The 24660-nt window shown below is 48.6% G+C and carries 22 protein-coding genes; 15 read left to right on the top strand and 7 right to left on the bottom strand.

The window, feature by feature from the left end:
* Positions 1-100 precede the first annotated feature (100 nt).
* On the bottom strand, positions 101-706 hold the full coding sequence (locus tag MUG09_RS13085) for a hypothetical protein (RefSeq protein WP_244771878.1): 606 nt from the start codon (positions 704-706) through the stop codon (positions 101-103).
* A gap of 395 nt (positions 707-1101) precedes the next feature.
* On the opposite strand from MUG09_RS13085, the gene MUG09_RS13080 reads away from it, so the two are divergent.
* Genes MUG09_RS13080 through MUG09_RS13070 form a run of 3 tightly spaced genes read left to right on the top strand, consistent with a single transcriptional unit; the run spans position 1102 to position 4279 of the window.
* Positions 1102-1866 (top strand): DUF1295 domain-containing protein, encoded by a 765-nt coding sequence (locus MUG09_RS13080; protein WP_244771877.1) that lies wholly within the window; start codon positions 1102-1104, stop codon positions 1864-1866.
* Positions 1866-2504, top strand: a complete 639-nt coding sequence (gene plsY / locus MUG09_RS13075; protein WP_244771876.1) for a glycerol-3-phosphate 1-O-acyltransferase PlsY — start codon at positions 1866-1868, stop codon at positions 2502-2504. The genes MUG09_RS13080 and plsY overlap by 1 nt, the downstream gene beginning before the upstream one ends.
* Positions 2501-4279 carry a DegV family protein gene (locus tag MUG09_RS13070; RefSeq protein WP_244771875.1) on the top strand — a complete coding sequence of 593 codons (1779 nt, stop codon included), beginning with the start codon at positions 2501-2503 and terminating at the stop codon, positions 4277-4279. Before plsY ends, MUG09_RS13070 begins: the two co-directional genes overlap by 4 nt.
* Before the next feature lie 127 nt (positions 4280-4406).
* On the opposite strand, the gene MUG09_RS13065 is transcribed toward MUG09_RS13070, so the two are convergent.
* Both MUG09_RS13065 and MUG09_RS13060 read right to left on the bottom strand, forming a co-directional pair.
* A complete protein-coding gene (locus MUG09_RS13065) occupies positions 4407-4940 on the bottom strand; it encodes a hypothetical protein (RefSeq protein ID WP_244771874.1) in 534 nt (177 codons plus the stop codon).
* A 220-nt stretch (positions 4941-5160) separates the two neighbouring features.
* Positions 5161-5694, bottom strand: coding sequence for a hypothetical protein (locus tag MUG09_RS13060; protein WP_244771873.1), 534 nt, complete (start codon positions 5692-5694; stop codon positions 5161-5163).
* Positions 5695-6312: 618 nt separating this feature from the next.
* Here MUG09_RS13060 and aceE point away from each other — a divergent pair.
* The 7 genes from aceE (at position 6313) to MUG09_RS13025 (ending at position 14601) form a co-directional block, all read left to right on the top strand.
* Positions 6313-8976, top strand: a complete 2664-nt coding sequence (gene aceE, locus MUG09_RS13055; RefSeq protein ID WP_244771872.1) for a pyruvate dehydrogenase (acetyl-transferring), homodimeric type — start codon at positions 6313-6315, stop codon at positions 8974-8976.
* 9 nt (positions 8977-8985) lie between these two features.
* The gene (locus MUG09_RS13050; RefSeq protein WP_244771871.1) at positions 8986-10287 is read left to right on the top strand and encodes a 2-oxo acid dehydrogenase subunit E2; all 1302 of its coding nucleotides are present in this window, start codon (positions 8986-8988) and stop codon (positions 10285-10287) included.
* Between the two features lie 14 nt (positions 10288-10301).
* On the top strand, positions 10302-11483 hold the full coding sequence (gene lpdA / locus MUG09_RS13045) for a dihydrolipoyl dehydrogenase (protein WP_244771870.1): 1182 nt from the start codon (positions 10302-10304) through the stop codon (positions 11481-11483).
* Between the two features lie 154 nt (positions 11484-11637).
* The gene (gene istA / locus MUG09_RS13040; protein WP_244771474.1) at positions 11638-13101 is read left to right on the top strand and encodes an IS21 family transposase; all 1464 of its coding nucleotides are present in this window, start codon (positions 11638-11640) and stop codon (positions 13099-13101) included.
* Positions 13098-13889 carry an IS21-like element helper ATPase IstB gene (gene istB / locus MUG09_RS13035; RefSeq protein WP_244771475.1) on the top strand — a complete coding sequence of 264 codons (792 nt, stop codon included), beginning with the start codon at positions 13098-13100 and terminating at the stop codon, positions 13887-13889. Before istA ends, istB begins: the two co-directional genes overlap by 4 nt.
* Entirely contained in the window at positions 13879-14244 is a 366-nt protein-coding gene (locus MUG09_RS13030; RefSeq protein WP_244771476.1) for a hypothetical protein, read from the top strand. The genes istB and MUG09_RS13030 overlap by 11 nt, the downstream gene beginning before the upstream one ends.
* A gap of 96 nt (positions 14245-14340) precedes the next feature.
* Positions 14341-14601 carry a hypothetical protein gene (locus MUG09_RS13025; protein ID WP_244771869.1) on the top strand — a complete coding sequence of 87 codons (261 nt, stop codon included), beginning with the start codon at positions 14341-14343 and terminating at the stop codon, positions 14599-14601.
* Positions 14602-14914: 313 nt separating this feature from the next.
* Here MUG09_RS13025 and MUG09_RS13020 read toward each other — a convergent pair whose 3' ends face one another.
* Together MUG09_RS13020 and MUG09_RS13015 are read right to left on the bottom strand one after the other, a co-directional pair.
* Positions 14915-15445, bottom strand: coding sequence for a hypothetical protein (locus MUG09_RS13020; RefSeq protein WP_244771868.1), 531 nt, complete (start codon positions 15443-15445; stop codon positions 14915-14917).
* Positions 15446-15630: 185 nt separating this feature from the next.
* A complete protein-coding gene (locus tag MUG09_RS13015; protein ID WP_244771867.1) occupies positions 15631-16854 on the bottom strand; it encodes an ATP-binding protein in 1224 nt (407 codons plus the stop codon).
* Between the two features lie 218 nt (positions 16855-17072).
* Here MUG09_RS13015 and MUG09_RS13010 point away from each other — a divergent pair, with 218 nt between their 5' ends.
* The 3 genes from MUG09_RS13010 to MUG09_RS16545 all read left to right on the top strand — a co-directional run bounded on the left by MUG09_RS13010 (position 17073) and on the right by MUG09_RS16545 (position 19817).
* Entirely contained in the window at positions 17073-18212 is a 1140-nt protein-coding gene (locus MUG09_RS13010) for a DEAD/DEAH box helicase (protein WP_244771866.1), read from the top strand.
* Between the two features lie 166 nt (positions 18213-18378).
* A complete protein-coding gene (locus MUG09_RS13005) occupies positions 18379-19425 on the top strand; it encodes a hypothetical protein (RefSeq protein ID WP_244771865.1) in 1047 nt (348 codons plus the stop codon).
* A gap of 269 nt (positions 19426-19694) precedes the next feature.
* Positions 19695-19817 carry a hypothetical protein gene (locus MUG09_RS16545; protein WP_280529367.1) on the top strand — a complete coding sequence of 41 codons (123 nt, stop codon included), beginning with the start codon at positions 19695-19697 and terminating at the stop codon, positions 19815-19817.
* Between the two features lie 121 nt (positions 19818-19938).
* Here MUG09_RS16545 and MUG09_RS13000 read toward each other — a convergent pair whose 3' ends face one another.
* Entirely contained in the window at positions 19939-21156 is a 1218-nt protein-coding gene (locus MUG09_RS13000) for an IS110 family RNA-guided transposase (RefSeq protein WP_244771864.1), read from the bottom strand.
* Between the two features lie 298 nt (positions 21157-21454).
* On the opposite strand from MUG09_RS13000, the gene MUG09_RS12995 reads away from it, so the two are divergent.
* Complete coding sequence (locus tag MUG09_RS12995; RefSeq protein WP_244771863.1) at positions 21455-22972, top strand: MBL fold metallo-hydrolase; 1518 nt, start codon at positions 21455-21457, stop codon at positions 22970-22972.
* Here MUG09_RS12995 and MUG09_RS12990 read toward each other — a convergent pair.
* Positions 22929-23969: an IS1595 family transposase gene (locus tag MUG09_RS12990; RefSeq protein WP_244771862.1), complete on the bottom strand. Its 1041-nt coding sequence runs from the start codon at positions 23967-23969 to the stop codon at positions 22929-22931. The two genes, MUG09_RS12995 and MUG09_RS12990, sit on opposite strands and share 44 nt — an antisense overlap.
* 217 nt (positions 23970-24186) lie before the next feature.
* Between MUG09_RS12990 and MUG09_RS12985 the strand changes: the two genes are divergently transcribed.
* Positions 24187-24660: an MBL fold metallo-hydrolase RNA specificity domain-containing protein gene (locus MUG09_RS12985; RefSeq protein WP_244771861.1), complete on the top strand. Its 474-nt coding sequence runs from the start codon at positions 24187-24189 to the stop codon at positions 24658-24660.

Here is a 24660-nt window from a genome sequence, read left to right as displayed (position 1 = left end):
TGTGTTCATCGCAGTTTCTCAAGCAGTATGAAAAGCCCCACACTTTCTGGAGAACTCCGAAAAATGTGGGGCTTATACCTTACTTATTGTAATGTTTCTTTTAGAAGCCGAAAGCAACGCCTATCTTACCCGTAATCGTGTAACCTTCAACATCATAATTTACCGTAGTCGAGCTTCCTCCGAGAGTGTATGTACCCTGCTCGGTGAGGGGGAATGCGAGGTCTACACCTCCGACAACTGCAAAGGAATCTGATACGTGAATCAACAGGTCACTTACGATGATTGCACTGAGCGTATTGAAGTTAATTACATAATCAGTTCCCAGAATACTGCCGGTTCTCGCATACCGCTCGTACATCATTCCCGCTCCAAGTTCAAGAGCGAGCATATCTGTCATGCTGAGCCTGAATTTTGCGGCAGCTCCAACATTCCATGTCAAAGGATAGTCCTCGACTTCCAGCTCTTCTCCGTCCCTTTGGTGAATGGCTGTCTTTGCAAAACCAGCTTGGAATCCTATTCCAACCGGGGCATCGCCAATACCTATGGTTCCTGCGATATTCAAACCGATAGGGATGATGGTGTGGTCTTCAGTTCCCGTTTCCTGTTTGACAGAGGCTGTGCCCTGGACGCCTAACCAGCTTGGTGCTGCAAATAGCAGTCCGGTTGTCAGCAATGTGATTGCCAACACAAGTAACATTTTTTTCATGATTTTTCTCTTTTCCTAGGATTTGTCCTAGAATCTTTTATGAGCAGAGGGGATGCAGAATAACAAGTACCTAATATCAATATACACCAATAATCATTAAATAACAACAATAAATAATAATAAAAGATATTAATTGATAATTAAGTCATATATTGGTCTATAACGAAGTGTTTTCTATCCCCTAAGTTAGTAATCCTTTAAAAGCTACAAGCGGTTTTCTGACATCGCGGGAAAATCACCTTGTATTCTAAATAAACGAGTCTCTATATCGAATTGGGTTGTTACCAAAGAAACGTAGGAGTCAGCAGCGTGAAAAGGCCTGTAGATTGTCTTTCTTAATAATAAGTATTATTATTAACATACGTCCACAAAGCACAGTTTCCCTAGGAGACATCATGAATCTATTTCTGGAAATCCTCGTCATTTCCTTCGGTATCAACACCCTGTTCTTCGTGTACGCCTTTATACGAAAAACCGATGTGGTAACAGACCTCTCCTATAGTCTGAGTTTCTTGCTTGCTGTCCTCTACCTGTATGTACTACATGCTGAGAAAGCCCTCTTGCAGACACTGCTGCTTGCTGTTGTGTCGCTTTGGGCGGTGCGGTTGGGCTCATACCTGCTGAGCCGCATTCTTGCGACCAAAGTCGATCATCGGTTCGATGACAAGCGTAATTCGTTTGTGAAATTCGGAACCTTCTGGCTTTTGCAGGCAACCGCCGTTTGGATCATCTTGTTACCGGTCACGTTTGCGATGGGTCGGCAAGGCTTGCAGATCAATTATCCTTTCCTTGTGGGAGGATTGGTTGTCTCCCTATTTGGTCTTGTCTACGAGACGATTGCCGATTATCAGAAGAACACCTTTAAAAAGAAGAACCCCAAGAGACTCGTTACCTCCGGCCTTTGGGCTTATAGCCGTCATCCGAATTACTTTGGTGAGGTGTTGGTATGGTGGGGAATTTTTGTGATGGTTCTTCCCTATCTGAGAGGGTTCAATTATCTCGTTGTCTTCGGGCCCGTATTCATAACCCTGTTGCTGCTGTTTGTGAGCGGCGTCAATCTCCTGGAAGCCTCCTGGAAAGAGAAGTATGGAAACGAGGCTTACTACCAGGAATATGTGCGTCAGACCTCCTTGTTTATTCCCTGGAGAAAGAGGTCCTGATGGGCAACCTGCTCGTAACGGCTGCACTCTGCCTTTTTGGGTATCTATTAGGTGGCATTCCCACCGCGTACCTTGTTGCGAAGAGAAAACACATCGACTTGCGCGAGAAGGGTAGTGGAAACCTCGGGGCTACCAATACAAGCAGGACTCTTGGGTTTCGCTATGGCGTCACCGTCGGGGTGCTGGACCTGCTCAAGGGAGTGGTCCCCTCCTTGTTTGCTCTGGACTTTTTCTCCCTGCCTGCTGTTTCGCTTCTGTGTATTGGCATGGCTACCATTTTAGGGCATGTTTTTTCTCCCTACCTTCCTTCACAAAGAGGAGGGAAGGGGGTGGCTACCGGAGCGGGGGTGATTGCTGTCCTGTTTCCATCGGCAATACCTGTCGGCCTGGTTGTTTTCTTTTCTGTTGCGATCGGTACCCGGTATGTTTCCTTGGCATCCATTACGACCTACGTCGTACTCATTCCTTATTATCTGATACGTTCCCATATCCAAGGTCAACCGATTGAGTATGCCCGATTGGTCTTCTTGTGCTTGTTGTCCTTGTTGATTCTCTTCACCCACAGGACGAACGTCAACCGTCTCATACATCACTCAGAACCAAAGTTCAGCTACTCGGCTGACAAGGAGCACAAATGACCATTACGGGAAAAGACCTTTATGGTTCTCTGACATTCGGCTTCTACAACCTCAGGGAAAACATGCATACGATCAATACCATCAACGTGTTTCCTGTTGCTGATGGTGATACAGGATCGAATATCTCCCATACGCTCAAGTCAATTCTTTCAAATACCGATGGATCGGGTTCCGTTTCCGATATCTCCAATAATTTCGCACGTACGGCCCTTATCGGGGCCAGGGGGAACTCGGGTATGATCATCGCCCAATTCTTCCATGGGTTCTCTCTTATCGCAAATGAGTTCGAAGAGCTTACGCTGAAAACCCTTGTTGCTGCGACGAGAGAAGCGGTGGCCGCAGCCTATCGTGCAGTTGAAACACCTATGGAAGGGACGATTCTTACCGTTATGAGAAGTTGGGCTGATCAACTTTCCCGTTTTGAGGGCTCAGATATTCCTATTTCCATACAGCTGCGCCGCGCACTGCGTGCTGCAAGGAAAGCTGAGAAGGAGACCACCAACCAGATGGAACTTTTACGTCGTGCAGGAGTGGTCGATGCCGGTGCAAAGGCATTTGTTTCCATTTTGGAAGGAGTTGATCAGTATCTGCTCAACCCAGCGAGAGTATTTTCGGAAACCAACCTGTTGGTGCATGCGGCTTCAAGTACAAGTGAGCCTGCCCATGCTCATGAGAATAGTCGGTATCGTTATTGCACGGAAGCTCTGCTTCGTATTCCACAAGGACGACAGCAGCAGGTACGGGATGCTGTGACGGACCTTGGTGATTCCTTGGTATTGGGAAGCTATCAGGACCAGATGCGGGTTCACCTGCATACCGACGAGCCTGCCTTGATGTTTGAGCGGCTGGGCTTGTTGTCCCACATCGAGGAGCAGAAGGTTGATGATATGTTCATGCAGCAGCTTGCCGTAACCAATCGAAATTCTGATACGGTCATTGTCACCGACTCCTCGGCTGACATTCCCCAGCAGGTAGTCGATGAGCTGCGAATCTACAGGATTCCTCAGATCATACAAATTGGAGAGTCCTCCTATTTCGACCGCATCACAATTTCTTCTCCTTTGTTGTTGAACATACTGGATAGCAATGCCCAGAAGGTGTCCTCCTCGATGCCTTCAATCGGTGAAATTCAGCGCCATTTTGAGTTTCTTGCCCAGCACTATAAACATATTGTGGTACTATCGGTTTCTTCCAAGCTCAGCGGTACATACAACGCGTATCAGTTGGCAGCCAAGGCGTTGCAGGATAAAGGCGCCGACATCTCCATTATCGATACGAAACTCAATGCTTCCGCCCAAGGACTTGTTGCACAAGAGGCTGCGCGCTCTGTTGCAAGAGGGGTGAAGGGGGAGGCGCTTTCGCAAAGCATTCGTGAAACAGCGGAGAGAACCACCATCATGGTATCGGTACAATCTCTTAAGATGATGGTTGGTGGAGGGAGAATTCCCAAAAAGCTTGGTTCCTTGTTGCTCAAGCTGAATCTCAAGCCGGTGGTAGGGCTCTCCAAGGAAGGCGGTGGTGCCATTTTGGGTTTGCGCTTATCCAGAACAGGAAGCATCGCTGCCTTGGTCGGGCGTTTCATGAAGGTATATCGAAAGCAGGGCATCCAGGCCTATGGACTGTCATATATCGGCGATGCAAGTCTGGCCATTTCTGTTGCACAGATAGTGGAGCAGAAAACAGGAATGAAACCACTGTTTGTCGAGCAGGCTTCTCCTGTCATCGCCTTGCATGCAGGCAAAGGGTCGATTTCCCTTTCGTACATAGCAAAGTGACTGGTTTATGTGAACGGCACTGTTGTAAACCAATAACTTGGGAGAATTTACCTTTTAAATTGTATGTACAATGTGTATTGAGGCATCGAGGCCCAATACACATTGTTGTGCAGCAATCAAACCAGAGTTATAAACCAACCAAATTTGATATGAGGGTTTTCCCGTCAACAATGAGAGATATGAACACAAAGAGGCGCTCTTCAGAGGTAAATGCTTCGCTGGATGCATCTCCATCAAGAGCTTCGGTTACATAGCTAACCGAGGTACGGTCAAAATAGAGCATCGCCGGACTTACGCTGATACTGGAAATAGCGACTGGAGAAGCTTGATACTCAATCTCCACAGACATTAATCCGTTGATTTCGGTCCCGTCGCCGGCTGCCCAGTTGTTGAGAGTAAGTATCAATTCGAGATCAGCAGCTCCTGAGTAGTCAACGGTACAGGTAATTCCCTCGTCCAAGGGGATTGTCGAACCTTCAGGAAAATCATCGGGTGAATATTCCTCTTCCACTTGGGATAATATTAATGCAACAATTTCATTGTTATATCCCTTCATGGTTGTTACGATTGTTGGTAGGGATGGTAAAGGCTCACAACCTATAAAAGTCCCGAGGATGATAATCACGAGAAGCAGAACCATTACGAACTTCATTTTCACCATACACATTGCTCCTTTTTTAAAATTCTTTAATGCAGTAAATGAAACAAATACATGTATCAGAATTGCCTGGACCCTTTAGGTTCTCTCTACCGGCTTTGGAAACCTTTGAAACAGGACGGATCTATGACTTCTACTGAGAATTGGAACCTTGCAAAGTACATATACGCAGAGTGCGTATCAGATTTTGGAATCTCGATACACACTCGACAACTGCGAGTACCTATTTATAAAGACCAACAATATTGAATAGGAGTGTTTCTCCGTCAACAATAATGGAAATGCACATGAGCTCATCAGAATCGGAGGTGAACTCCTCGGTAGTTGCATCTCCATCATACACTTCTGATACGTAACTAACCGAAGTACGGTCAAAATAGAGCATTGCCGGCCTCATATTGATGTTGGAAATAACAGTTGATGATGAATAGTACTCAATATCGACCGACATATACCCACTGATCAACGTATGGTCACTTGCCGCCCAGTTGTTCAAGTTTACATCAAAGGTAGTATCCTCAGAGTCTGTATCACGAACAGTGCAGGTTATTCCCTCGTCTACTGGGATTGTCGCCCCCACAGTATAGTAATCATACGAATGTCCAGCCGCTTGGGACAGGATCAACTGTAATAATTCAGCGTTGTATTCTTGTACAGTTGTTACAATTTCTACAAGGGATGACGCCTGTTCACATCCTGTGAACACACCAAGCATACTCGTCACGAGAAGCAGAGTCAGCAGGAATTTTCTTTTCACCGTACGGTCTTCTCCCTCAATGCAAGTGTATTGCAATCGGATTGAGTATAGAGGTTTTTGTGCTATAAATATACAAAATACGAAGACATTTTTTTACGTATGATTTGGAATTTCTATGATGATATCTTGAGTAATTCTGAACAAGGGGTATTGGTTTGATGGAGTCCCCTCCATCCAGGGTGTTGGTGAGTTGCGCGTAACAGCAACAATCTGCTGAACTTTTACAGACGTACACCCCTCTTGCGGATAGCGGTCAAGCTATATAGGCTGTGAGTCATAATGATTGGGTGTTCAGCCGAACAAAAATGTATGGGTTTTCGAGTATGCACACGCAGTGTAACTCCAAGATTAATCTGATTGCCTTGATCAACCGGATGGTTTTTTTGCAGCCAGAGGGCGATCTGCTTTATTTATTGTAAAAAACCTTATTTTGAACTACATATAATCAATTCTTTGTCAGAAATACACTTTTATACTATTCCATGTTCCAAATTTTCTCATGTAACTGTAATTGTAGGTTGATATACTACCAAATTAGTAGTATATTAAATAAAGTCACAAATGTTGATTTGAATGCTAAACTTATCAAGTACCTACACTCACCATCGGAGGAAATGTATGAGTAAACAGATTTTTCATGATCCAGACCCTGCAGAGACCAAAGATTGGTTGCAGTCGCTAGAAGGTGTAATTCAGAAAGAAGGCGATCAGAAGGCTGATTATCTGCTTTCTGAGCTTACCCAAGCCGCTCGAAGCAAAGGAGTTGTCACCTCTCCCGGGGTGATCAGCCCTTATATAAATACAACCATAAACGACCCGGCTGTCATCCCACCCGAAGATTCTCTTATTGCTCGCAATGTTTCTGCATTCGTCCGTTGGAATGCCATGGTGATGGTAGCCAAGGCAAATGAAGGCGGGAAGGGGCTGGGCGGGCATATCGCCAGCTACTCATCTTCCTCTGCAATGTATGAAGTTGGATTCAACTGGTTCTTCAAAGGGCCTCAGTCTGAACATGGTGCGGACTTGATCTACTTCCAAGGCCACTCATCGCCGGGTATGTATGCCCGTGCATTCATAGAGGGAAGGCTTACAGAAGACCAACTGGAGCATTTCAGACAGGAAACGGAGGGCAAGGGGCTCTCTTCCTATCCCCACCCCTATCTGATGCCCGAATTCTGGCAGTTCCCGACGGTCTCCATGGGCCTTGGACCTTCCATGGCAATCTATCAGGCGCGCTTCATGAAATACATGGAGGGAAGGGGCCTGAAGAACAATGGCGACAGGAAAGTCTGGGTCTTCATGGGGGACGGCGAGTCGGATGAGCCCGAATCCTTGGCAGCACTCTCTCTCGCATCCAGGGAGAAACTCGACAACCTCATCTTTGTAGTCAACTGCAATTTGCAGCGCCTCGATGGGCCGGTTCGCGGCAATGGCAAGATCATCCAGGAGCTGGAAGGAAAATTCAGGGGAGCCGGATGGAATGTGATCAAAGTCATCTGGGGAACCGAATGGGACTCCATCCTGGAGAAGGATACCAAGGGGGTTCTCATCCAAAAACTCGCACACATGGTGGACGGCGAGTTCCAGACCTTGCAGGCCAAGGGTCCGGCTTATCTTCGTGAGAAGCTTTTCTCCGGGGATGCCTACCTAGAGTCACTGGTGGAAGGCAAGACCGACAAGGACCTGTGGCAGTTGAGTCGTGGAGGCCATGACCCCAGAAAAATCTATCAGGCATTCCATGCAGCATCGAACCAAAAAGGTACGCCCACGGTCATACTGTTCAAGACCATCAAGGGCTACGGCATGGGCAGCGGTGAAGGTGCGATGGGGGCGCACAACCTGAAGCACATGGAAGAGAAAGACCTGCTTGCCTTCAGGGACCACTTCCACGTACCCATTGATGACGAGCAGGCAAAGAACATGGTCTTCATCAAGCCCGACCCGGAAAGCAAGGAAGGTAAGTTCCTGGCCAGGCGCCGTGAGGCGATGGGCGGTCCGGTTCCTTTCCGCTATAAGGATGGAGAGAAACTGACGGTTCCCGCTCCCTCGAGTTTTGAGGATATGCTTGCCTCGAGTGGAGAAAGGGAGCTTTCCACCACCATGGCCTTCGTTCGCCTGCTTACCAAGCTGGTAAAGGACGAGCACATAGGGGAGAGGATCGTGCCCATCGTCTCCGATGAGGCCCGGACCTTCGGTATGGAGGGCTTGTTCAGGCAGATCGGTATCTATGCACCGGACGGACAGCTGTACGAGCCGGTGGACAAGGATTCGTTCCTCTGGTACCGCGAGGATGCAAAAGGCCAGATCCTGGAAGAGGGCATTACTGAAGCCGGAGCAATTTCCTCCTGGATAGCTGCGGCCACCAGTCATGCGAACCACCAGGTTTCCATGATTCCTTTCTTCATTTTCTACTCGATGTTCGGCTTCCAGCGCATCGGTGACTTCATTTGGGCCGCAGGGGACAGCGGGGCGAAGGGCTTCTTGCTGGGAGCAACGGCAGGAAGGACCACCTTGAACGGTGAGGGACTGCAGCATGAGGACGGGCATGGGCTGCTCTTGGCATCGACCCATCCCACCTGCCAGGCCTATGATCCTACATTCTCCTACGAGCTTGCACTCATTATTCAGGACGGGCTGAAGCGCATGTATGAGGAAGGGGAGAATATCTTCTACTACATCACACTGATGAACGAGAACTACACCCATCCCGAGATGCCCAAGGGTGTCGAGGAAGGGATCAAGAAAGGTGCCTACCTCTTCAAGAAGGCAAAGAAGACCAAGAGCCCTGTTGTTCAACTGATGGGAAGCGGAACCATTCTGAGGGAAGTCATCGCTGCGGCCGAGCTGCTGTCAGCGGACTTCGGGGTGGAAGCGGATATCTGGAGCATCCTGGGGGTCAACGAACTGCATCGCGATGGTGTTGAGGCAGAGCGTTACAATCTGACCCACCCGGAGGCGAAAGCGAAGGTACCCTACCTTACCAAGCTTCTGGAAGATCATGACGGTCCGGTTGTAATCAGCACCGACTATATCAGGGCGTACCCTGAGCAGATCAGAAGGCTGATCCCCAACAAGCGTGTGACCATTTTGGGAACAGATGGCTTCGGCCGATCCGATTTCAGGCAGGCGTTGAGAAAATTCTTTGAAGTCGACCGGTACTACATCGCCGTTGCAGCGCTCAAGGGACTCGCGGACGAAGGCAAGATTCCTGCAAAGAGTGTCAGCGAGGCTATCAAGAAATACGGCATCGACGTCGACAAGCCCAATCCATTGACGAGGTAAGGAGGGAATATGGCAATCAAGCAAATACTCATCCCGGATATCGGGGATTTTGAAGACGTTCCAATCATCGATGTGTACATCAAGGTCGGCGATGTCATCGCTTCTGAAGGCTCGGTGGTTGCTCTTGAGAGCGAGAAGGCCGTTCTTGATGTTCCCTCCCCCTATGCAGGAACCATAACCAAGGTGTTGCTCAAGGAGGGGGACACCGTCTCCAAGGGCAGTGTGGTGGCCGAAATCGAGGTCGCGTCAGAGGAAGTTGAACAAAGCCCTGCCAAAGAAACGGAGAAAGAGCAACCCGCAGAACCCAAGGAAGAACCCGCATCCGAGGTTGCCGAAGAGGTTGAAAAGCCGGTTGAAGTGACAGAGAAGCAGGATCGTATCACTGAGTTCATCAATGAGCAGGCACCAGGTGCCGTCTACCATGCAACTCCTTCCCTGCGTAAGTATGCACGGGAGCTTGGAGTCGATCTTGCACTGGTGAAGGGCAGCGGGCCCAACGGGAGGATTCTGCATGAGGATGTGCAGGCCTTGGTGAAGAAAGCCCTCAGTGGAATTGGTACAGCTTCGGTCTCTTTCGGCAAGATTGAGCTTGAGGACTTCTCAAAGTACGGGAAGACCGAACGCAGGAAGCTTACCCGCATCCAGAAAATTTCCGGGCCTCATCTGCAGAAGAGCTGGCAGATCATCCCTCATGTCACCCAGTATGACGAGGCTGATGTCACTGATCTTGAAGAGCTGAGAAGAACACTCAAGGAGGAGATGAAGAAGAGCAACGATCCTGTGAGCATCAGCATCCTTGCTTTCATCATCAAGGCGGTCGTCGCAGCCTTGAAGAAGTTCCCCCAGATGAATGCATCCTTTGATGAGGACGGCGGTGAGTTGATTCTCAAGCATTACTACCATATCGGTATTGCAGTGGACACTCCCGAGGGCTTGATCGTCCCGGTTCTCAGGGATGCCGATACTAAGAGTGTCACAGACATTGCACGCGAGCTTGCCTCCTTGAGCCAGAAAGCCCGGGAGAGAAAACTGAAGCCCGAAGATCTTTCAGGTGGTTCGTTCAGTATCTCAAGCCTTGGAGGAATCGGGGGGACGGCGTTCACGCCTCTGATCAATCCTCCGCAGGTTGCCATTCTTGGTGTCTCACGGCTTTCCAAAAAGCCGGTTTGGAACGGCAAGGAGTTTGTCGCCCGCGACATCCTGCCTTTCTCCGTAGCCTATGACCACAGGGTCATCGATGGTGCCGACGGAGTTCGCTTTACCACGTATCTCGCCTCCCTTTTGGGTGATTTGCGTCGGGTGCTCCTCTAAGGAGGTGTAGAGAGATGCAAGAGAAGAAAGCTGACCTTGTGGTCCTCGGAGGAGGACCCGGAGGGTATAGTGCAGCGTTCCGTGCCGCTGATTTGGGCAGGAAGGTGACACTCATCGAAAAGAGCCCGGTGTTGGGAGGAGTGTGTCTGAATGTCGGCTGCATCCCGTCCAAGACTCTGCTACACCTTGCCGAGGTAATCGAGGATGCCGAAAAACTTGCTCCTCTTGGAGTTTCTTTTGGCAAGCCCACCTTCGATTTGGAGAAAATCCGGGCCCATCGCGATTCGGTGATAGGCACCCTTACTGGCGGGCTGGACTCGCTGTGCAAGGCAAGGAAGGTCGAGCGCATCGTGGGAACCGGTACGTTTCTCTCCGATACCGGTCTTAAGGTGGTTACCGACAAGGAGGAGCTGAAGCTCACCTTTGAGGACCTGATCATCGCCGTGGGATCGCGCTCGGTGCAAATCCCGGGCATTCCCTATGAGGATGAACGGGTTTGGGACTCTACGAAGGCTCTGGAGCTTACGCACATTCCCAAGCGTCTTGCGATCATCGGGGGAGGAATCATCGGCCTTGAGGTGGCTACCATGTACCACGCCCTGGGCTCTCGGATTACCATCATTGAGATGATGGACTCCCTCATTCCTCCTGCCGATGCCGATCTCAAGCAGCCGTTGGTGAGAAAGCTAAAGAAGCAGTATGAGGCGATCTACACCTCGACGAAAGTTGAGAAGGTGGAGGCGAAAAAGGAGGCCCTCGTTCTCCATCTGAAAGGCGAAAAGGCTCCTGAAACCATCGAAGCCGATGCCGTGCTGGTGGCTGTGGGAAGAAAGGCCAACTCCGATGGCATTGCACTGGAGAATACGTCGATCAAGACGAATACGCGCGGCTGGATCGAGGTGGACAAGAAGCTCAGAACCAATGTCGCCCATGTCTTTGCCATTGGTGATGTCGTGGGAGACCCGATGCTTGCCCATAAGAGCAGCCACCAAGGCAAGGTGGCTGCAGAGGTGGCATCAGGTCATGCGTCGGCCTTCACTCCGATGGGTATTCCCTCGGTTGCCTATACAAGCCCTGAGGTTGCCTGGATCGGTCTGACCGAAGCAGAAGCCAAACAGAAGGGGATAGCCTTCAAGAAGGGGTCCTTCCCCTGGATGGCAAACGGCAGGGCGTTGAGCGCAGTGTGTGTAGCGTAAACTAAAAATCCCTAGAAAGATCACTTCATCTTCCTTGGTCTGATCACGGGAAATTCCCGGGATTGTTCAAAGGGACAGTTGAGAAGCTGCCCTTTGGAAAGTAACCTTTGATGTAGAAACAAATACATTAAAGGAGAAAGGAGAAGTGCTCAACATGTCCCAAATCAATTGTATCAGAGATTTGAGGAAAGAGGGATACTCAGTGGCAAGGATTGCCAGGGAAGTATCGGTCGATGAGAAGACGGCGAGGAAGTACCTCTGCATGGAAGACTTCTCACCGAAGCCGCCTCAAAAGAAGGAGGGGTTGCCCAGCAAGCTGGACCCCTACAAGCCGCAGATAGACGGATGGCTTTCCAACGATGAAAAGGAGAATTCGAAACAGCGCCATACCGCCCAGCGCGTCTATGACAGGTTGGTGGAGCTGCATCCGGAATTCGGTTGCTCCTACCCAACGGTATCGCGGTATGTGAGGAAAACACGTGCACAACGCTCGAGTTACAGGGCCTGCCAGGAGCTGGTATGGCATCCGGGTGAGGCCCAGGGGGACTTCGGCGAGGCGGACTGCTATGAAAGAGGCGTCAAGCAGCGCAAGCATTATCTTGTCTGCGTGTTTCCGAATTCAAATGCGGATTTTCCCCAGATGTTCAACGGAGAGACCAGCGAATGCATCTGCCAGGGCTTTCAGGACGTCTTTGAGTTCATCGGCGGAGTCTTCCCCCTGGTTGTGATAGACAATGCCACCGGAGCAGGTCGTCGCATCGGGCAGGAGATACGGGAAGCGAAGCTCTTCGCCCAATTCAGGGCTCACTACGGCTTCTCCATACGATTCTGCAGTCCGGGTAGTGGATGGGAAAAGGGGTGCGTCGAGAATAAAATCGGCACGGTCCGCAGGAACCGGTTCGTTCCCCTGCCCGAGTTCGACGACCTGCAGCAATACAACAAGGGCTTGCTGGAGCAGGCGACGAGCTTTCAGGGAAATACCCATTACAAGAAGAACACAATCATAGGCGAGCTTTTCGAACAGGACCGCGAGGCACTGCTGCCGCTGCCCCGACACCGTTTTGATGTCTGTCGGTATGTGTACGCCAAGGCCGACGGGTACGGGAAGGTGGAGATTGACGGCAACCACCATTACTCAACCCGTCCCGAATACCGGGGAAGCGAAGTGCTGGTGGGCATCCGGGCCCACACCGTCGACATCTATGACGAGAAGCGCAAGATCCTGGTGAGCCACGTCCGCAAATTCGGCAAGGAGCGGTCCGACAGCGTCGACCCAAGAACCTCCATGGCCGTACTCATGAGAAATGTGGGAGCGTGGCCCAACAGCGGTGTGAGGGAGATGGTGTCCTCCCCCGTACGCGATTATCTCGATGCGCTGGACAGGGAATCGCTGAAGGATGCCCTGCGAACGATGAACCTGCTGAGCGAGCGCTACAGCTTCGAAAGAGCACTTGATGCGTTCGACCTGGTGCTGAGGAACCCCGGCAACGCCCCGTTCAGCGATGCAATGGTGTTTGCGGCGAGGATGGCGGAGTTCGGGGACCAAACCGACCTGGACGCCGGTCCCGACCTTTCGTTGTACGACCAGCTTCTGGAACAACGGAGGGTGCAGCCATGATGATGACTTCAACCATCCGCATCCAACGTAGGGAAGAGATATCGGACATGTGCCGGAAACTGTTCCTTTCCCAACAACTGGTAGCGTTGTGCCAGCAGGCAACGCCGAGGCAGGAAGAGTTCCTGCATGACGTGCTGTCAATGGAGGTGGAGAGCCGGGAACGCTCAAAACGCTCCAGGCTGCTCAACCGGGCCCGGTTTCCCATGCCCAAGAGCATGGAAGGCTACGACTATTCTCATGTGCGCCTGCCGCCTTCCATTACCAGGGTGGAACTGGAAGGCTGCGAATTCATTGGCAGGAAGACCAACCTGGTCTGCTATGGACCGGTGGGAACCGGGAAAACGCATATGGCCATAGCACTGGGGATGAAGGCCTGCGAGATGGGCCTTGCAGCCCGGTTCTATACGGTGACCGAGCTGGTGCTGAAACTGGCCGAGGCACGGAAGAACGGAGTCTTGGAACGCTTGGTGTCGGACATACGCAGACTGGATCTGCTCATTCTTGATGAGTGGGGGTACGTACCGGTGGACAAGGAGGGGTCCCAGCTCCTGTTCCGCATCATCAGCGACAGCTACGAGAGCAAAAGCCTCATTCTTACGACGAACCTCGAGTTTTCCAAGTGGGGTGGCATCTTCACCGACCAGCAGATGGCTGCAGCAATGATCGACAGGCTCATCCACCATGGGCACCTGCTTGTGTTCGAGGGGCAGAGCTACCGGATGGAGCATGCATTGATGCGGAAGACCGCATCCGAGCGGTCGAAAGGGGGTGACGAACATGGTCGTTGACAAACAATACTTGCGTGAATTGCGTTCGTGTTACCGATACGACGGTACAAAATTCACCGAGGAGCTCGAGCAGATCATATTGGACCGGTTGGGGATAGAACCCAGCCCGCATGAATACTCGGAACAGGACCTGCATGAGCAGGCCAGAAAGATAGTAATGCAGTACCAAAGCCCTGAAGGAAGGCTTCGACTGTTGTACGGCTTGGACAAGATCGAGAACGAGATGGCTTACCTGGGCAACAAGCTTGCCTACCTGAAAGGTAAAATTGCACATCAGCTGCATGGGGAAACGGATCCAAACGTGATCTTTGTGATTGAGGATGAATATGAGGATGTCCCTGATTACAAGCCATAGTTTCTGGATATCTGCATAGATTCCTGTGCAGATGATAAAACCCGGGAATTTCCCGTGATTAGACACGGGATTCCCTGGTGATTAGACCAAGGATTTTTGCTTGACAAAACACACGCAGTGGCTTCAGAGGGAGTCAGCAAGGCTCTCTATGACGAAAAGACAGGGCGCCTGTTGGGAGCCGGAATCTGCGGCAGGAATGCAGGTGAGCTTATCTCCGAGGCTGTGCTTGCCCTTGAGATGGGAGCCAGCGCCCAGGACGTAGGGTTGAGCATCCATCCCCACCCGACCCTCAGTGAGACGTTCGCCCTTGCCGCAGAGCTTGCAGAAGGGACTGCCACCGATACGCTGAACAAGTAAGAGCATGGAATGAAAGCCCGTCCGGATAGAAGGACGGGCTTTCTGTGTCCATGCATACTTAGCTAGCAGTTTTCTCCCACATGGATTGTTTATCTCCCACAATAGGGTAGTACATGGGAGAAAAGAGGGAGGGATTACAAGTGATCGGATGCTTCAATGTATATGAACGAAATCTGCCTGGGAATAGTCCATCCGCTTATGTGCCTTCAAGCTAATGGATCGGGATGGATGGACAACTAGGAAAACCACCATTTCCAATTGCCTGCAAACCGGTTTTCAAACAATGCACGGTATGCAAGCTTTGGCAGAATAATTACTTTAGGTTGACAGTACTTGATATCAGCGTTTTTCCGTCTACAATCAGGGAAAGACACCTGAACAGGTCTAGTTCAACGATAAATGTTTCTGAAGATGCATCCCCGTCGAATACGTCTGCATCATAGCTTGCCGACGTACGATCGAAATATATTGTGGTACGATTGGTATGTATGCTGGATATAGAGACCGGGGTTGCATAATACTCGATTTCCACTTGTAAATACCCACTGATTTTGGTTCCATCAGCTGCAGTCCAATGATGTAGGAACACTTCCAGATCGAGTGCATCGGTGTCTGAGTAATCAACTCTGCAGGTAAATCCCACATCTACTGTATCCATTGTGCCTTCTGTAAAGGTCTCAGGTGCGTTGCCTGATACGTGCGATACAATCAAGGCTGTTATTTCATCGTTGTATCCTTTCAAGGTGGCTGCGATTCTTGGGAGCGAAGGCTCTTGTTCACACCCGGTGAATAATCCAAGGACGAGAGCGAGCACAAGCAGAGACAAAAGAAAATTTCTTTTCACGTTTTTGTATTCTCCTTTGAGCATTAATAGAACAATCTGATAGAGTATACTACTCAAAGTATTGGATATAAAGAAAAATCGAATACAATTATGTTAAATCACTGAGCGTTCAAAATTTCAAATGTGCGACCCTTTGCACCAACAAAAACCAACACATGGTATGCCAATAGAAGGTCAATCATCATCTAGCTCGTGACAAGCCACTGCAACAAGTTCTTTTGTTGGATGCCTTCGTAGTTGCTGCCCGCACCGATTTCGTCCAAGGTGAGTAGTGTTTTTGGGTGATTGTCTCGTATCGCTTGGAGCGGAGCAAGTTCGCGTTTGAGGGTATTCTCATCGAGGACCGAGGCCGATACTTGAAAATAGGAGAGCCCCTCTTGGGACTTTGCCACAAAATCGACTTCCTTGTCCGTCAGCTTGCCGATGGATACCTGATATCCGCGCCGGATGAGTTCCAGATATACAATATTTTCAATCTGATGTCCGATATCCGATTCTGAACTCGCAAGCAGGTTGTTTCGTAGTCCCAAGTCGACTATGTAGTACTTGCTCAAAGTTTTAAGAAAATTTTTTCCTTTGATGTCATACCGGTCCACTTTGTAAAAAATGTAACTGTCCAGCAATGCCTGAAGATAGATATCTATCGTATTGACTGAAACTTTTCTGCCACTGGAGATGAGAGTGTCACAGATTTTTTTTGCAGAGATGGGACTCCCTATGCTACTTCCCAAGAACTTGATGATGCGTTCAAGGAGGGAAACATCGGTGATGGCCTTGCGTTGGGCTACATCCTTGATCAGGATGGTTGTGTAAATGCCCTCGATATAGGTTCTGATAATAGAATCTTGTTGCTCCAGCATTGGAACATAGGGAAACGAACCCTGCTTCAAGTAGCGATTGAATGAAGGAGTGAGGTTATCCAAACTTGCATGGGAGAACTCAAGATACTCCTTGAAGGAGAGGGGAAGCATCTGTATTTCTACATATCTTCCGGAAAGTAATGTAGCCAACTCGCCTGAGAGCATATAGGCATTCGACCCTGTAATATACAGATCAACGTTGTTCTTGATGAAGAGACTATCGACGGCCTTTTCAAAGCCCTTACATTGTTGGATTTCATCGATGAAAACATAGGTGAAACAATCATTCTGCAACAGTTCCTTGATGTATCGATACAGTGAGTGGTAATCGAGAAGATGTTCGAATTCGATGTCCTCAAGGTTGATCGATATAATCTGTCTATCCCGCACACCTTGTTGTTTGAGGTACTTGATATAGAGGGAGAATAATGTCGATTTGCCGCAACGTCTGACTCCGGTGATTACCTTGATAAGATGCTTCTCACGCCAGGCAATCAGTTGCTTCAAGTACTCTTTTCTGGGCATCAGTGGTTGTTCTTGAGTATTCATAGAGATAGTATAGCATTAAGAATGCAATGAGTGTAGAGTTTTATCTCTATAGAGAAAAAACTTCCGAAAAACATATACTTTTTTCTCTTAAACCGTGATTTCATGATTCGATTCTGGTAATCAGCAAACTTAGGCACCCCTGTACTCTCAGGAGGCGATGGCATATGATTCCTATCAATACTATAGCTATACACGTAGCATGAAAGGATCAAGCTTATATGTCATTTACCTCTTTGGGAGTCTCGGAATCTCTTTGTGCTGCGCTACAGAAAGAACATATCGCAACGCCCTATCCAATTCAAGCAGAAGTAATTCCAGCAGTCCTGAGCAAGAGGGATGTGCTTGGTATTGCCAAGACAGGGTCGGGCAAGACCCTTGGCTATGTATTGCCCATCCTTATGCATATACAAAAAAAGAAAGTGGTTATGAAGAGCAGGCATATCCAGGCTCTGGTACTGGTTCCCACCAGAGAGCTTGCTGCTCAGGTTCATTCCGTGTTTGCCACGTACGTATATGAAGCGCGATTGCCGATAAAGACCCTGGCTGTCTTTGGCGGGGTGTCGATCAATCCTCAAATGATGGCTATGAACAATGTCAGCATTCTTGTTGCCACTCCGGGCAGATTGTTGGAGTTGATCTCCCTCAACGCAGTCTCTTTGTCTTCGGCAGAGATGTTGGTGCTTGATGAGGCGGACAAAATGTTGACAGCCGGCTTTGAGAACGAGATGGACCAGATTTTTGCGTTGCTTCCCAAGGCCCGCCAAAATCTGCTTTTCTCTGCAACGTTGAATGATCGTATTCAGGCATTGGAGAAAGTTCTGTTGCATGATCCCTTGGTGATTAAAATCGAAGAGGAAGCAGTTGAGTTGGATTGCATCCAACAAAGTGCATATTTTATCGCAGAGGAACAGAAAGGACCGCTTCTGCGGCACCTTATCAAGAGCCGGGATATGAATCAGGTATTGGTCTTCACTTCTTCTGTAGCAAGGGCTGACAGGGTGGTGGAGAAATTACAAAAGAATGGCATTGAGGCCAGGTCGATTCACAGCAGAAAGACACAGGGAGCACGAACAGACCTGCTCAGCGACTTCAAGCAGGGATACCTCAGGGTGTTGGTTACCACCGATTTATTGTCCCGGGGAATCGATATTGAGTTCCTTCCCTTTGTGATCAACTATGAGCTGCCTCGTTCTCCCATAAACTTCATTCATAGAATCGGGAGAACGGGCCGTGCAGGAAGGCCCGGTGAAGCCATTACGTTTGTCAGTCCTTCAGAGGAAGCTCATTTCAAGGTGATAGAGAAGAAGATGAAGAAGAAGGTTCCGAGGGTGGAGTATGGGGCTTCTGGGCGTAGCTAAGCGACTCTTTTACTCAAAACGCAAAATTAAGGCATTGTTGGGTGGTCGTATCGATTGTTTTTTCCTGTACACTCTTTACATCACTTGTTAGTATGATTTCCATGATTACCTTTCAGACTCACGAACCCTCATCCTGATAGTCCTCCATTTATTGGAGGATATACACATGTTTAACGCAATTACTGCCAGCGAATCCCGTTTGGAGGGAGCGTGTACGTGCACCCATGATGTTGCACGGTTTCTCATGGAAATCGTAGAACTGCAGGGCAGGGTGATCAAATGCTATGGAAGGATTGGGGATACCCAGTGGATGCTAGTCGATGATGGCTTGCTCCTTACTACGGGACCCGATAATGTCTTTTCAACCTTTCATGATACTACCGCACATCTGGTATGGATTGAGGATGCTGCTGGAGAAGAGTCTTTCACCATCGAACAGTTGTTGGATTGGAGTTTCCCTGTCGGTGATGGCTCAATTATTGATACGTTGAGAAGCCTCAAAATTGCAATCGATGTAGGCTTACGTGTTGAGCGGGTGATTTCTCTATGCACCGATTCGGGCTTGCATGCCTTCCCTCCGAACGAAGTACCGGTGAGTGATTCCTTGGATGGGTATTGGTCAAAGGGTCTGCATGCATTTGGTTTGGTGTTCTTCCAGAGTAGTGTTACAGGGTACTTATGTCTTGAGACTCTTCATTTGTTCATCCAAGGTCTTGATTGGCGGTATAGCGGACATCCTTGGTTTAAGATGGACCCACGATTGGCGATGCCGCCATATACGGAATACGTACTCTTTGTAGGTCAAGACGATGCTAAGGTGCTGAGCATTGATGGGAATGAAAAGAGGTATTGCCTATGCTTGGATCTGATGTTTGGAAGCTTTGAACGCTGGGCTACCGGGAAGCTGTTTCACCATGCCTTTAAAACATCTGATTGGGAGAACGAGCCGTATTACAACAGCAAGGAGTCTCTAAATTCATCTCTTAAAGTTTGGAGAGCTATTCTTGCTCACCGTGATTGGAAGACTCTTTATGTGGAACTGTGTAAAGACACGTATGAACCCTACTCGGAGTATGCTACTTGGCCGAAACTCTTCAAGGAGTTCGAGCAAGCCGATTTCTTGGAGGTCAGAGAAGCAATTCAGTGTCTGTATGACTGGGTGTCAGCCGCCTTGGATGCAGCTGGAGGGGTGTATGCGTATTTTGTCCGATGAGGAAAACAATGGGTTCTTCCAAATATGGCCCGAATCATGAAGGTTAGTATCAGGCAATGTGTAAATCCTGCCTGTAGCGAGCAGCATGGATAGGTATGAAGGCAGGTATTGTATTGTCGCTTGAGGAGAAGAGTACATAAACGTATTTATAGTTATTGGCTTTGAGGAATAATTGTAAAATTCAAAATAAGTATGTCTACGAGTGAAGATTTTATTGCAAACAGGCTTGTATGACTTTATTCTTTTGACCATGTGCGGAAGGAGATACAATGGAAGCTAAACGAGTAGCAAGAGTCCGGTTTTTAGGTGCTATGGGATGCGTGACAGGATCAGCAACATTATTGGAATTTAATACAGGCGAGTTTTATTTGACTACTGTTGTCAAGCCCTAAATTCAAGGAACGGAACTTTTAACTTATTAGTCATAGATAATGCTAAACTTGATGGCGCACACAAGCCGCCACTCGGTGGCTTGCAGATTCCGAGAACAGTGCTATACTTTAGTTACAAAGCTTATGCAAATTTCTTTGGACTAGAGGTAGTTGCAGCTGCCTCTTTCCTTTTTGTCCTATCAATCTCCTCCATTTCTCTCTTCGTGATTTCGGGCAGAAAATCAAGCAACTGTGTAAGCTTGTGGTATTGGAGTTTTCTCCGGAAAGCCCCCAGACCCTGCTGTTTGGTGAACTCGTAGATTCCGTTGCTCTTGACTAGGATATAGCTCAGCTGAATCATCTTCTTGGCAATCGCGACCGCAGCAACAGGTTTGTTTTTCCCTCTCAATATCAAATCTTTGTATTTCATTGAGAGTGGATTACCTTTCAATTTGGTTGAGGCCACCCAGGCTGCCTGGATAATGTTCCTCCTGATGCACTTGTTGCCCATGTGGGATATATGACCCTTGCTTACTTTTGTTCCTGAATCAAACCTCCTCTCTGAGAGCCCGACATAGTTCACATAGCTGTCGGGGGAATTGAAACGGGAACCATCATTGAGGAAGGCAATCTGGGATGCTGCCGTCATCAGGCCGACTCCAGGCAACGAGAGCAGGGAAAGTGCCTCTTTTGGGTGGGAAAGACAGATATCCCTCAATCTCTGCTTGCATTGCTCCAATTGATCGGCCACATGCTCAATCTGGTTGGAGAGCATGATTGCCTGTTCCATGGCAAGAGCCTCCTCGCACAACAGTCTGTTGGCCAAAGTCAACCTTGCTTCCTCCGTCTTTAGGTCTGACTTCTTGATGAAGGGATGTCCCATCGAGTTGAACAGGGCATACAGACGGTTGACCAGCATCGTGATCTCCTGGGCGAGAAACACCTCAAGGGAGACTGTTGACCGCTCAGCCTGCTCCTCCTTAGTCGGAATCGAGACTGTAGGCCACTCATCCCTGGGCATGGTCCTGGCAATCCTGGCAATTTTCTCGCTGTCCGACTTATCCGTCTTGAGGGTACTGTTGAAAATGTTGTAGAGCTTGGCGGGATTGAGCACGACCACTTCCGCCTCGGTGTTTTCCAACAGGAACCTCGCCAGCGAGAACGATGAGGTCCCCGCTTCCATGAGCACCAGGTCGCATTCGCAAAGCCTACCTGCAAGCTTGGCTTTGCCCTGCGGTCCCATCTCCCCGGTGAAGAAATGACGGTTTCCCAGATCGGGTCCGTCCAGCATGCATCCGTGGAAGGTCTTCTTCGAGAGATCCAACCCGAATGCCCGTTCGTACTGCATGTTCATCGGCATGGCAGCACCTCCTTTTTGGATGTTCGAAGCTGGAAGGCTGTATAGGCGTGGTTCGTAATCCACCATTTTTATTTACAGGGTCATATCGGGAGGCAAAAGCCTCCCCGACATGCCCTACGATAGACTTCGATGACCGGGTTGGAGTATTTTGTGTAACAAGATTTCTGGATGTACCAGAATCTTACAAACTAGGACACTCGGCCACCGGCTTCCTAACTCCGTCAGTTAAGAATATCATCGAACCTCCAGCTGTAAAGACTAGAGTGCGCCTCTGGTCCTTACAGTAGTCATTCTATTTGTGTTGCGTTATCTTATTGATGTTGGACTTGTTCAAAATGACCCAGTACAGACTCTGGATGCAGAAATCAAGAAGCTTGCTACTTCTGTAAATGTAGTCTTTATAACCCATGCCCATGCCGATCATATCGGGAGGATTCCTCTTCTTCTTGAATCCGGTTTCTCCGGTCAATTCTATTTTACAAAAGCGACAGCAGCTATCAGTAAGGTGATGTTGGAAGATCAACTCAAAATTCAGGGTTACAGCAAAGAGAAAGTGCAAGAGATTCTACAATTGTTTGAGAGTAGGTGGTTCTTAATTGATAAGGACGGAGGTTTTTTGTTCTCGAAGACTTATATTGCGCTCTCTGCAGATATTCAATTTACTGCGTTGAGAACATCGCATATTTTGGGTTCCTGTTCGTATGTTTTCCGTTGGACTGAAAATGATTATGAAGAGGGATGGCCGAATGAGAAAAAGAAGTGGATGTACTTGTATGCGAGCGGTGATTTGGGACCGACATCAAGAGGGGCTTCTCCGGGATGTTTATTCAAGAACGTCCAGTTTCCATTCAGTGAAGGGGCAGATAAATTCATTATCATGGAATCGACATATGGCAATCGGCGGCGCGATAAACAGTATTCACTTCATCAGAATCGATTGAAGCGTCTGGAAGAGATTGTCAACGATGCTATTGATACGGAATCGATGCTTGTAATCCCAGCTTTTTCGCTCGATCGAGCTCAACAGATACTGATTGATCTGAAATTCCTTCTGGAAAGCAATAGAATTCATGATCTACCGATTTTTAATAATACGTACAGATTGGTTAAGAAGAGTAAGCTCAGCAATGAAACCTTGGCGTTTGTCTTTGATATTGCAGAAAAGAATGGACGGCCTGTTTCAGAAGTTGCATCCTGGCTTTCACAGAAGGAGCTGAACGCACGCCTGGATGGTTTGCATACGAGTATTGGAAATTCTCCGTCATGCGATTATTCGATGGCAAGAGTTAAATGGCAAGCATTTTGTAATCTCTGGCGCAATCATATGCAGGCTGAGTTCTCCTTCAGTGATGCAGATATAGAGTATCAATCGCTTGTCCCTGAGTTTCAGAGAGCACTTGTCGATCTCGATAATGAATATCCAATGAAGGAGATGAAAAAGGCCAAGCAGGTTCCGATTACCCTGCATTCTCCGTTGATGGGGGCCATTAATCAGGTGTACAGAGATCATTGTGCCGATACATTATCTGTGAAAAAGGAAGTGAAAACAAAGTATTTGTCCGATGATTTCTTGGAACTTTTTCAATTGATGAAAGATGAAGACGTTATATGGAATAAGCTTGGAACCCTATTGCCTGATTGCCCCAAAGACTTGCAGCTACCGTTCAAGAGGCGTGAACAAGGCTTTCCGACATCGATTGTTCTTACTTCTTCCGGTATGGTGGATAAGGGGAATGTGCTTACTATTTGGCTGTTTTTAACAAATAGTGACTTCATGCCGTTTGCCCTGCTTCCCATCTCAATTCAGGCGGGCTGAACAGCTTTTCTTGCTTGAGCCTTTCGATTGTCACAAAGCTGTTGCCCTTGATTCCTCTCAACCTTGATTTGACCAGCAGAAGAGCCTCGCTTGGATCCATCCTGCCAACCTGGAACCTGATATTGAAGAGAGCTGCATACCTGTTGATGTACTTGGAGGCAACCCCACCCATCTTGTTGTACCATCGCTCAATCAGGGAATGAAAGCTGTAGACGTTGTTGAGATGATTGACCCTGTCGTAGTCCTTGTAGTTCGAGACCACTTTGCTGTCGCTTTCAAGAGCCGCGATCAGCTTGTTGTAAGACGGGCAGTCATCGGTCCATATATAGGTCTTCTTCTCAATGTGCGGGTGCAGGTTCATGATCTCCTCCGATGTAGGCCTGGCCATGTTAATGGATCTGAGATAGGAGCCTCCTCCCCTCTGCACTCCTGAGGGGAGGCAGACCTGGTCATGGGAAATGCCCCTCTTGGGAGAAGGAGTCCCTCTTTTCTTTCCTGCAACATGCTTCATCCTCTCGCCCTTGTGGCTTTTGACAAGGTATTTCTCGTCAAGCTCCGCCTGGTCAGAGATTCTGGCCGAGGCTTCCTCGTCCTCCAGCGAACACATGAGCTTGTGCCTCATCCTGAATGCCGTGGCGATGTTTACACCCAGGACATTCGAGATCGTTTCCAAGGTCTCGCCGGTGATCGTCATCTTTATCAGCCCATTCCAGGCTTCGGGGCTCTGGTGGGAATAGAATGAGTAGGTGCCATAGTCGGCGGTGAACCGCCGCTGGCAATCCATGCACCTGAACATCTGCTTGCCGGTGGATGTCTTACCGCCCTTTATGATCCTCGGGTGGGCCACTCCACATTTTGGGCAACGTTCAAACAGGATCCCTTCAGCAACGGTGCTTTCCTTGTCATAGGAGTCGAGTATTTCGACAATCCTGCTGAGAATGAACTCAGGAATCCTTTTCATCCGCTCGACAAGTGTCTCTGCTGTCATCTGTGGCATATTTGCTGCCTCCTGATGACAGTGTATTGCATCAAGTGTGACACAGAGTGTCGTAGTCACTGATTCTTAAAAACAGCCTACTATTTTAAAGGATGTACTTACCGATGAACAAGCAATCATCCTTCTTACCGGCTATCAGAGTCCTGAAAGCAATGGGTATCTGCTTCAACACTTGGGAGAGTTCACAGATGACGATGCATATAATAAGAGAGTTATTATGAATGATGGGAAGAGCCTGCGATTAGCAGACATTCGGTGTCGTATCATTGATATTGGCCCGTACTATTCCGGTCATGCTGATCAGTCACAGTTGGTGGATTATGCAACCATGCCAACTAGGGAGAACAATAGGACAGTATTTCTCCTACATGGTAGTGAGGATGCGAGGAATGCACTCAAGGATGCGATTGAGCAAAAATCAAGCGGTCGCAGGATTGTTCTTCCGACAGACACGAGACAATGGTATCGGCTTGCTACTGGCGGGAAAGTCGAGCTTGATTCTCTTGAGGCCGTAGCGCTTGATGCTTGTGAGTGTGATGGGGCCAAAATGCTTAAACTCAGTCAAAGTGGGATTACCGTGCAGAAATCGGATGATGGTATTCTCCTGAATTTCTCGTTGCATTTGGATAATCAGAATGCATCAGAAATTCTAACTTTGCTGGCCGGATTGCTGAACAAGGAAAATGAGTAG

The sequence above is a fragment of the Sphaerochaeta associata genome (genome assembly GCF_022869165.1).
GTDB lineage: Bacteria > Spirochaetota > Spirochaetia > Sphaerochaetales > Sphaerochaetaceae > Sphaerochaeta > Sphaerochaeta associata.
This window is presented reverse-complemented; position numbering and strand designations above follow the sequence as displayed.

Coding starts and splice junctions, on each gene's coding strand:
- MUG09_RS13070 (WP_244771875.1), top strand. CDS start 2,501: ATGACCATTACGGGAAAAGACCTTTATGGTTCTCTGACATTCGGCTTC.
- plsY (WP_244771876.1), top strand. CDS start 1,866: ATGGGCAACCTGCTCGTAACGGCTGCACTCTGCCTTTTTGGGTATCTA.
- MUG09_RS12985 (WP_244771861.1), top strand. CDS start 24,187: ATGAATGATGGGAAGAGCCTGCGATTAGCAGACATTCGGTGTCGTATC.
- aceE (WP_244771872.1), top strand. CDS start 6,313: ATGAGTAAACAGATTTTTCATGATCCAGACCCTGCAGAGACCAAAGAT.
- MUG09_RS13005 (WP_244771865.1), top strand. CDS start 18,379: ATGTTTAACGCAATTACTGCCAGCGAATCCCGTTTGGAGGGAGCGTGT.
- MUG09_RS13010 (WP_244771866.1), top strand. CDS start 17,073: ATGTCATTTACCTCTTTGGGAGTCTCGGAATCTCTTTGTGCTGCGCTA.
- MUG09_RS12990 (WP_244771862.1), bottom strand. CDS start 23,969: ATGCCACAGATGACAGCAGAGACACTTGTCGAGCGGATGAAAAGGATT.
- MUG09_RS13085 (WP_244771878.1), bottom strand. CDS start 706: ATGAAAAAAATGTTACTTGTGTTGGCAATCACATTGCTGACAACCGGA.
- MUG09_RS13080 (WP_244771877.1), top strand. CDS start 1,102: ATGAATCTATTTCTGGAAATCCTCGTCATTTCCTTCGGTATCAACACC.
- MUG09_RS13050 (WP_244771871.1), top strand. CDS start 8,986: ATGGCAATCAAGCAAATACTCATCCCGGATATCGGGGATTTTGAAGAC.
- MUG09_RS13015 (WP_244771867.1), bottom strand. CDS start 16,854: ATGAATACTCAAGAACAACCACTGATGCCCAGAAAAGAGTACTTGAAG.
- MUG09_RS13030 (WP_244771476.1), top strand. CDS start 13,879: ATGGTCGTTGACAAACAATACTTGCGTGAATTGCGTTCGTGTTACCGA.
- lpdA (WP_244771870.1), top strand. CDS start 10,302: ATGCAAGAGAAGAAAGCTGACCTTGTGGTCCTCGGAGGAGGACCCGGA.
- istB (WP_244771475.1), top strand. CDS start 13,098: ATGATGATGACTTCAACCATCCGCATCCAACGTAGGGAAGAGATATCG.
- MUG09_RS13065 (WP_244771874.1), bottom strand. CDS start 4,940: ATGGTGAAAATGAAGTTCGTAATGGTTCTGCTTCTCGTGATTATCATC.
- MUG09_RS16545 (WP_280529367.1), top strand. CDS start 19,695: ATGGAAGCTAAACGAGTAGCAAGAGTCCGGTTTTTAGGTGCTATGGGA.
- MUG09_RS13000 (WP_244771864.1), bottom strand. CDS start 21,156: ATGCCGATGAACATGCAGTACGAACGGGCATTCGGGTTGGATCTCTCG.
- istA (WP_244771474.1), top strand. CDS start 11,638: ATGTCCCAAATCAATTGTATCAGAGATTTGAGGAAAGAGGGATACTCA.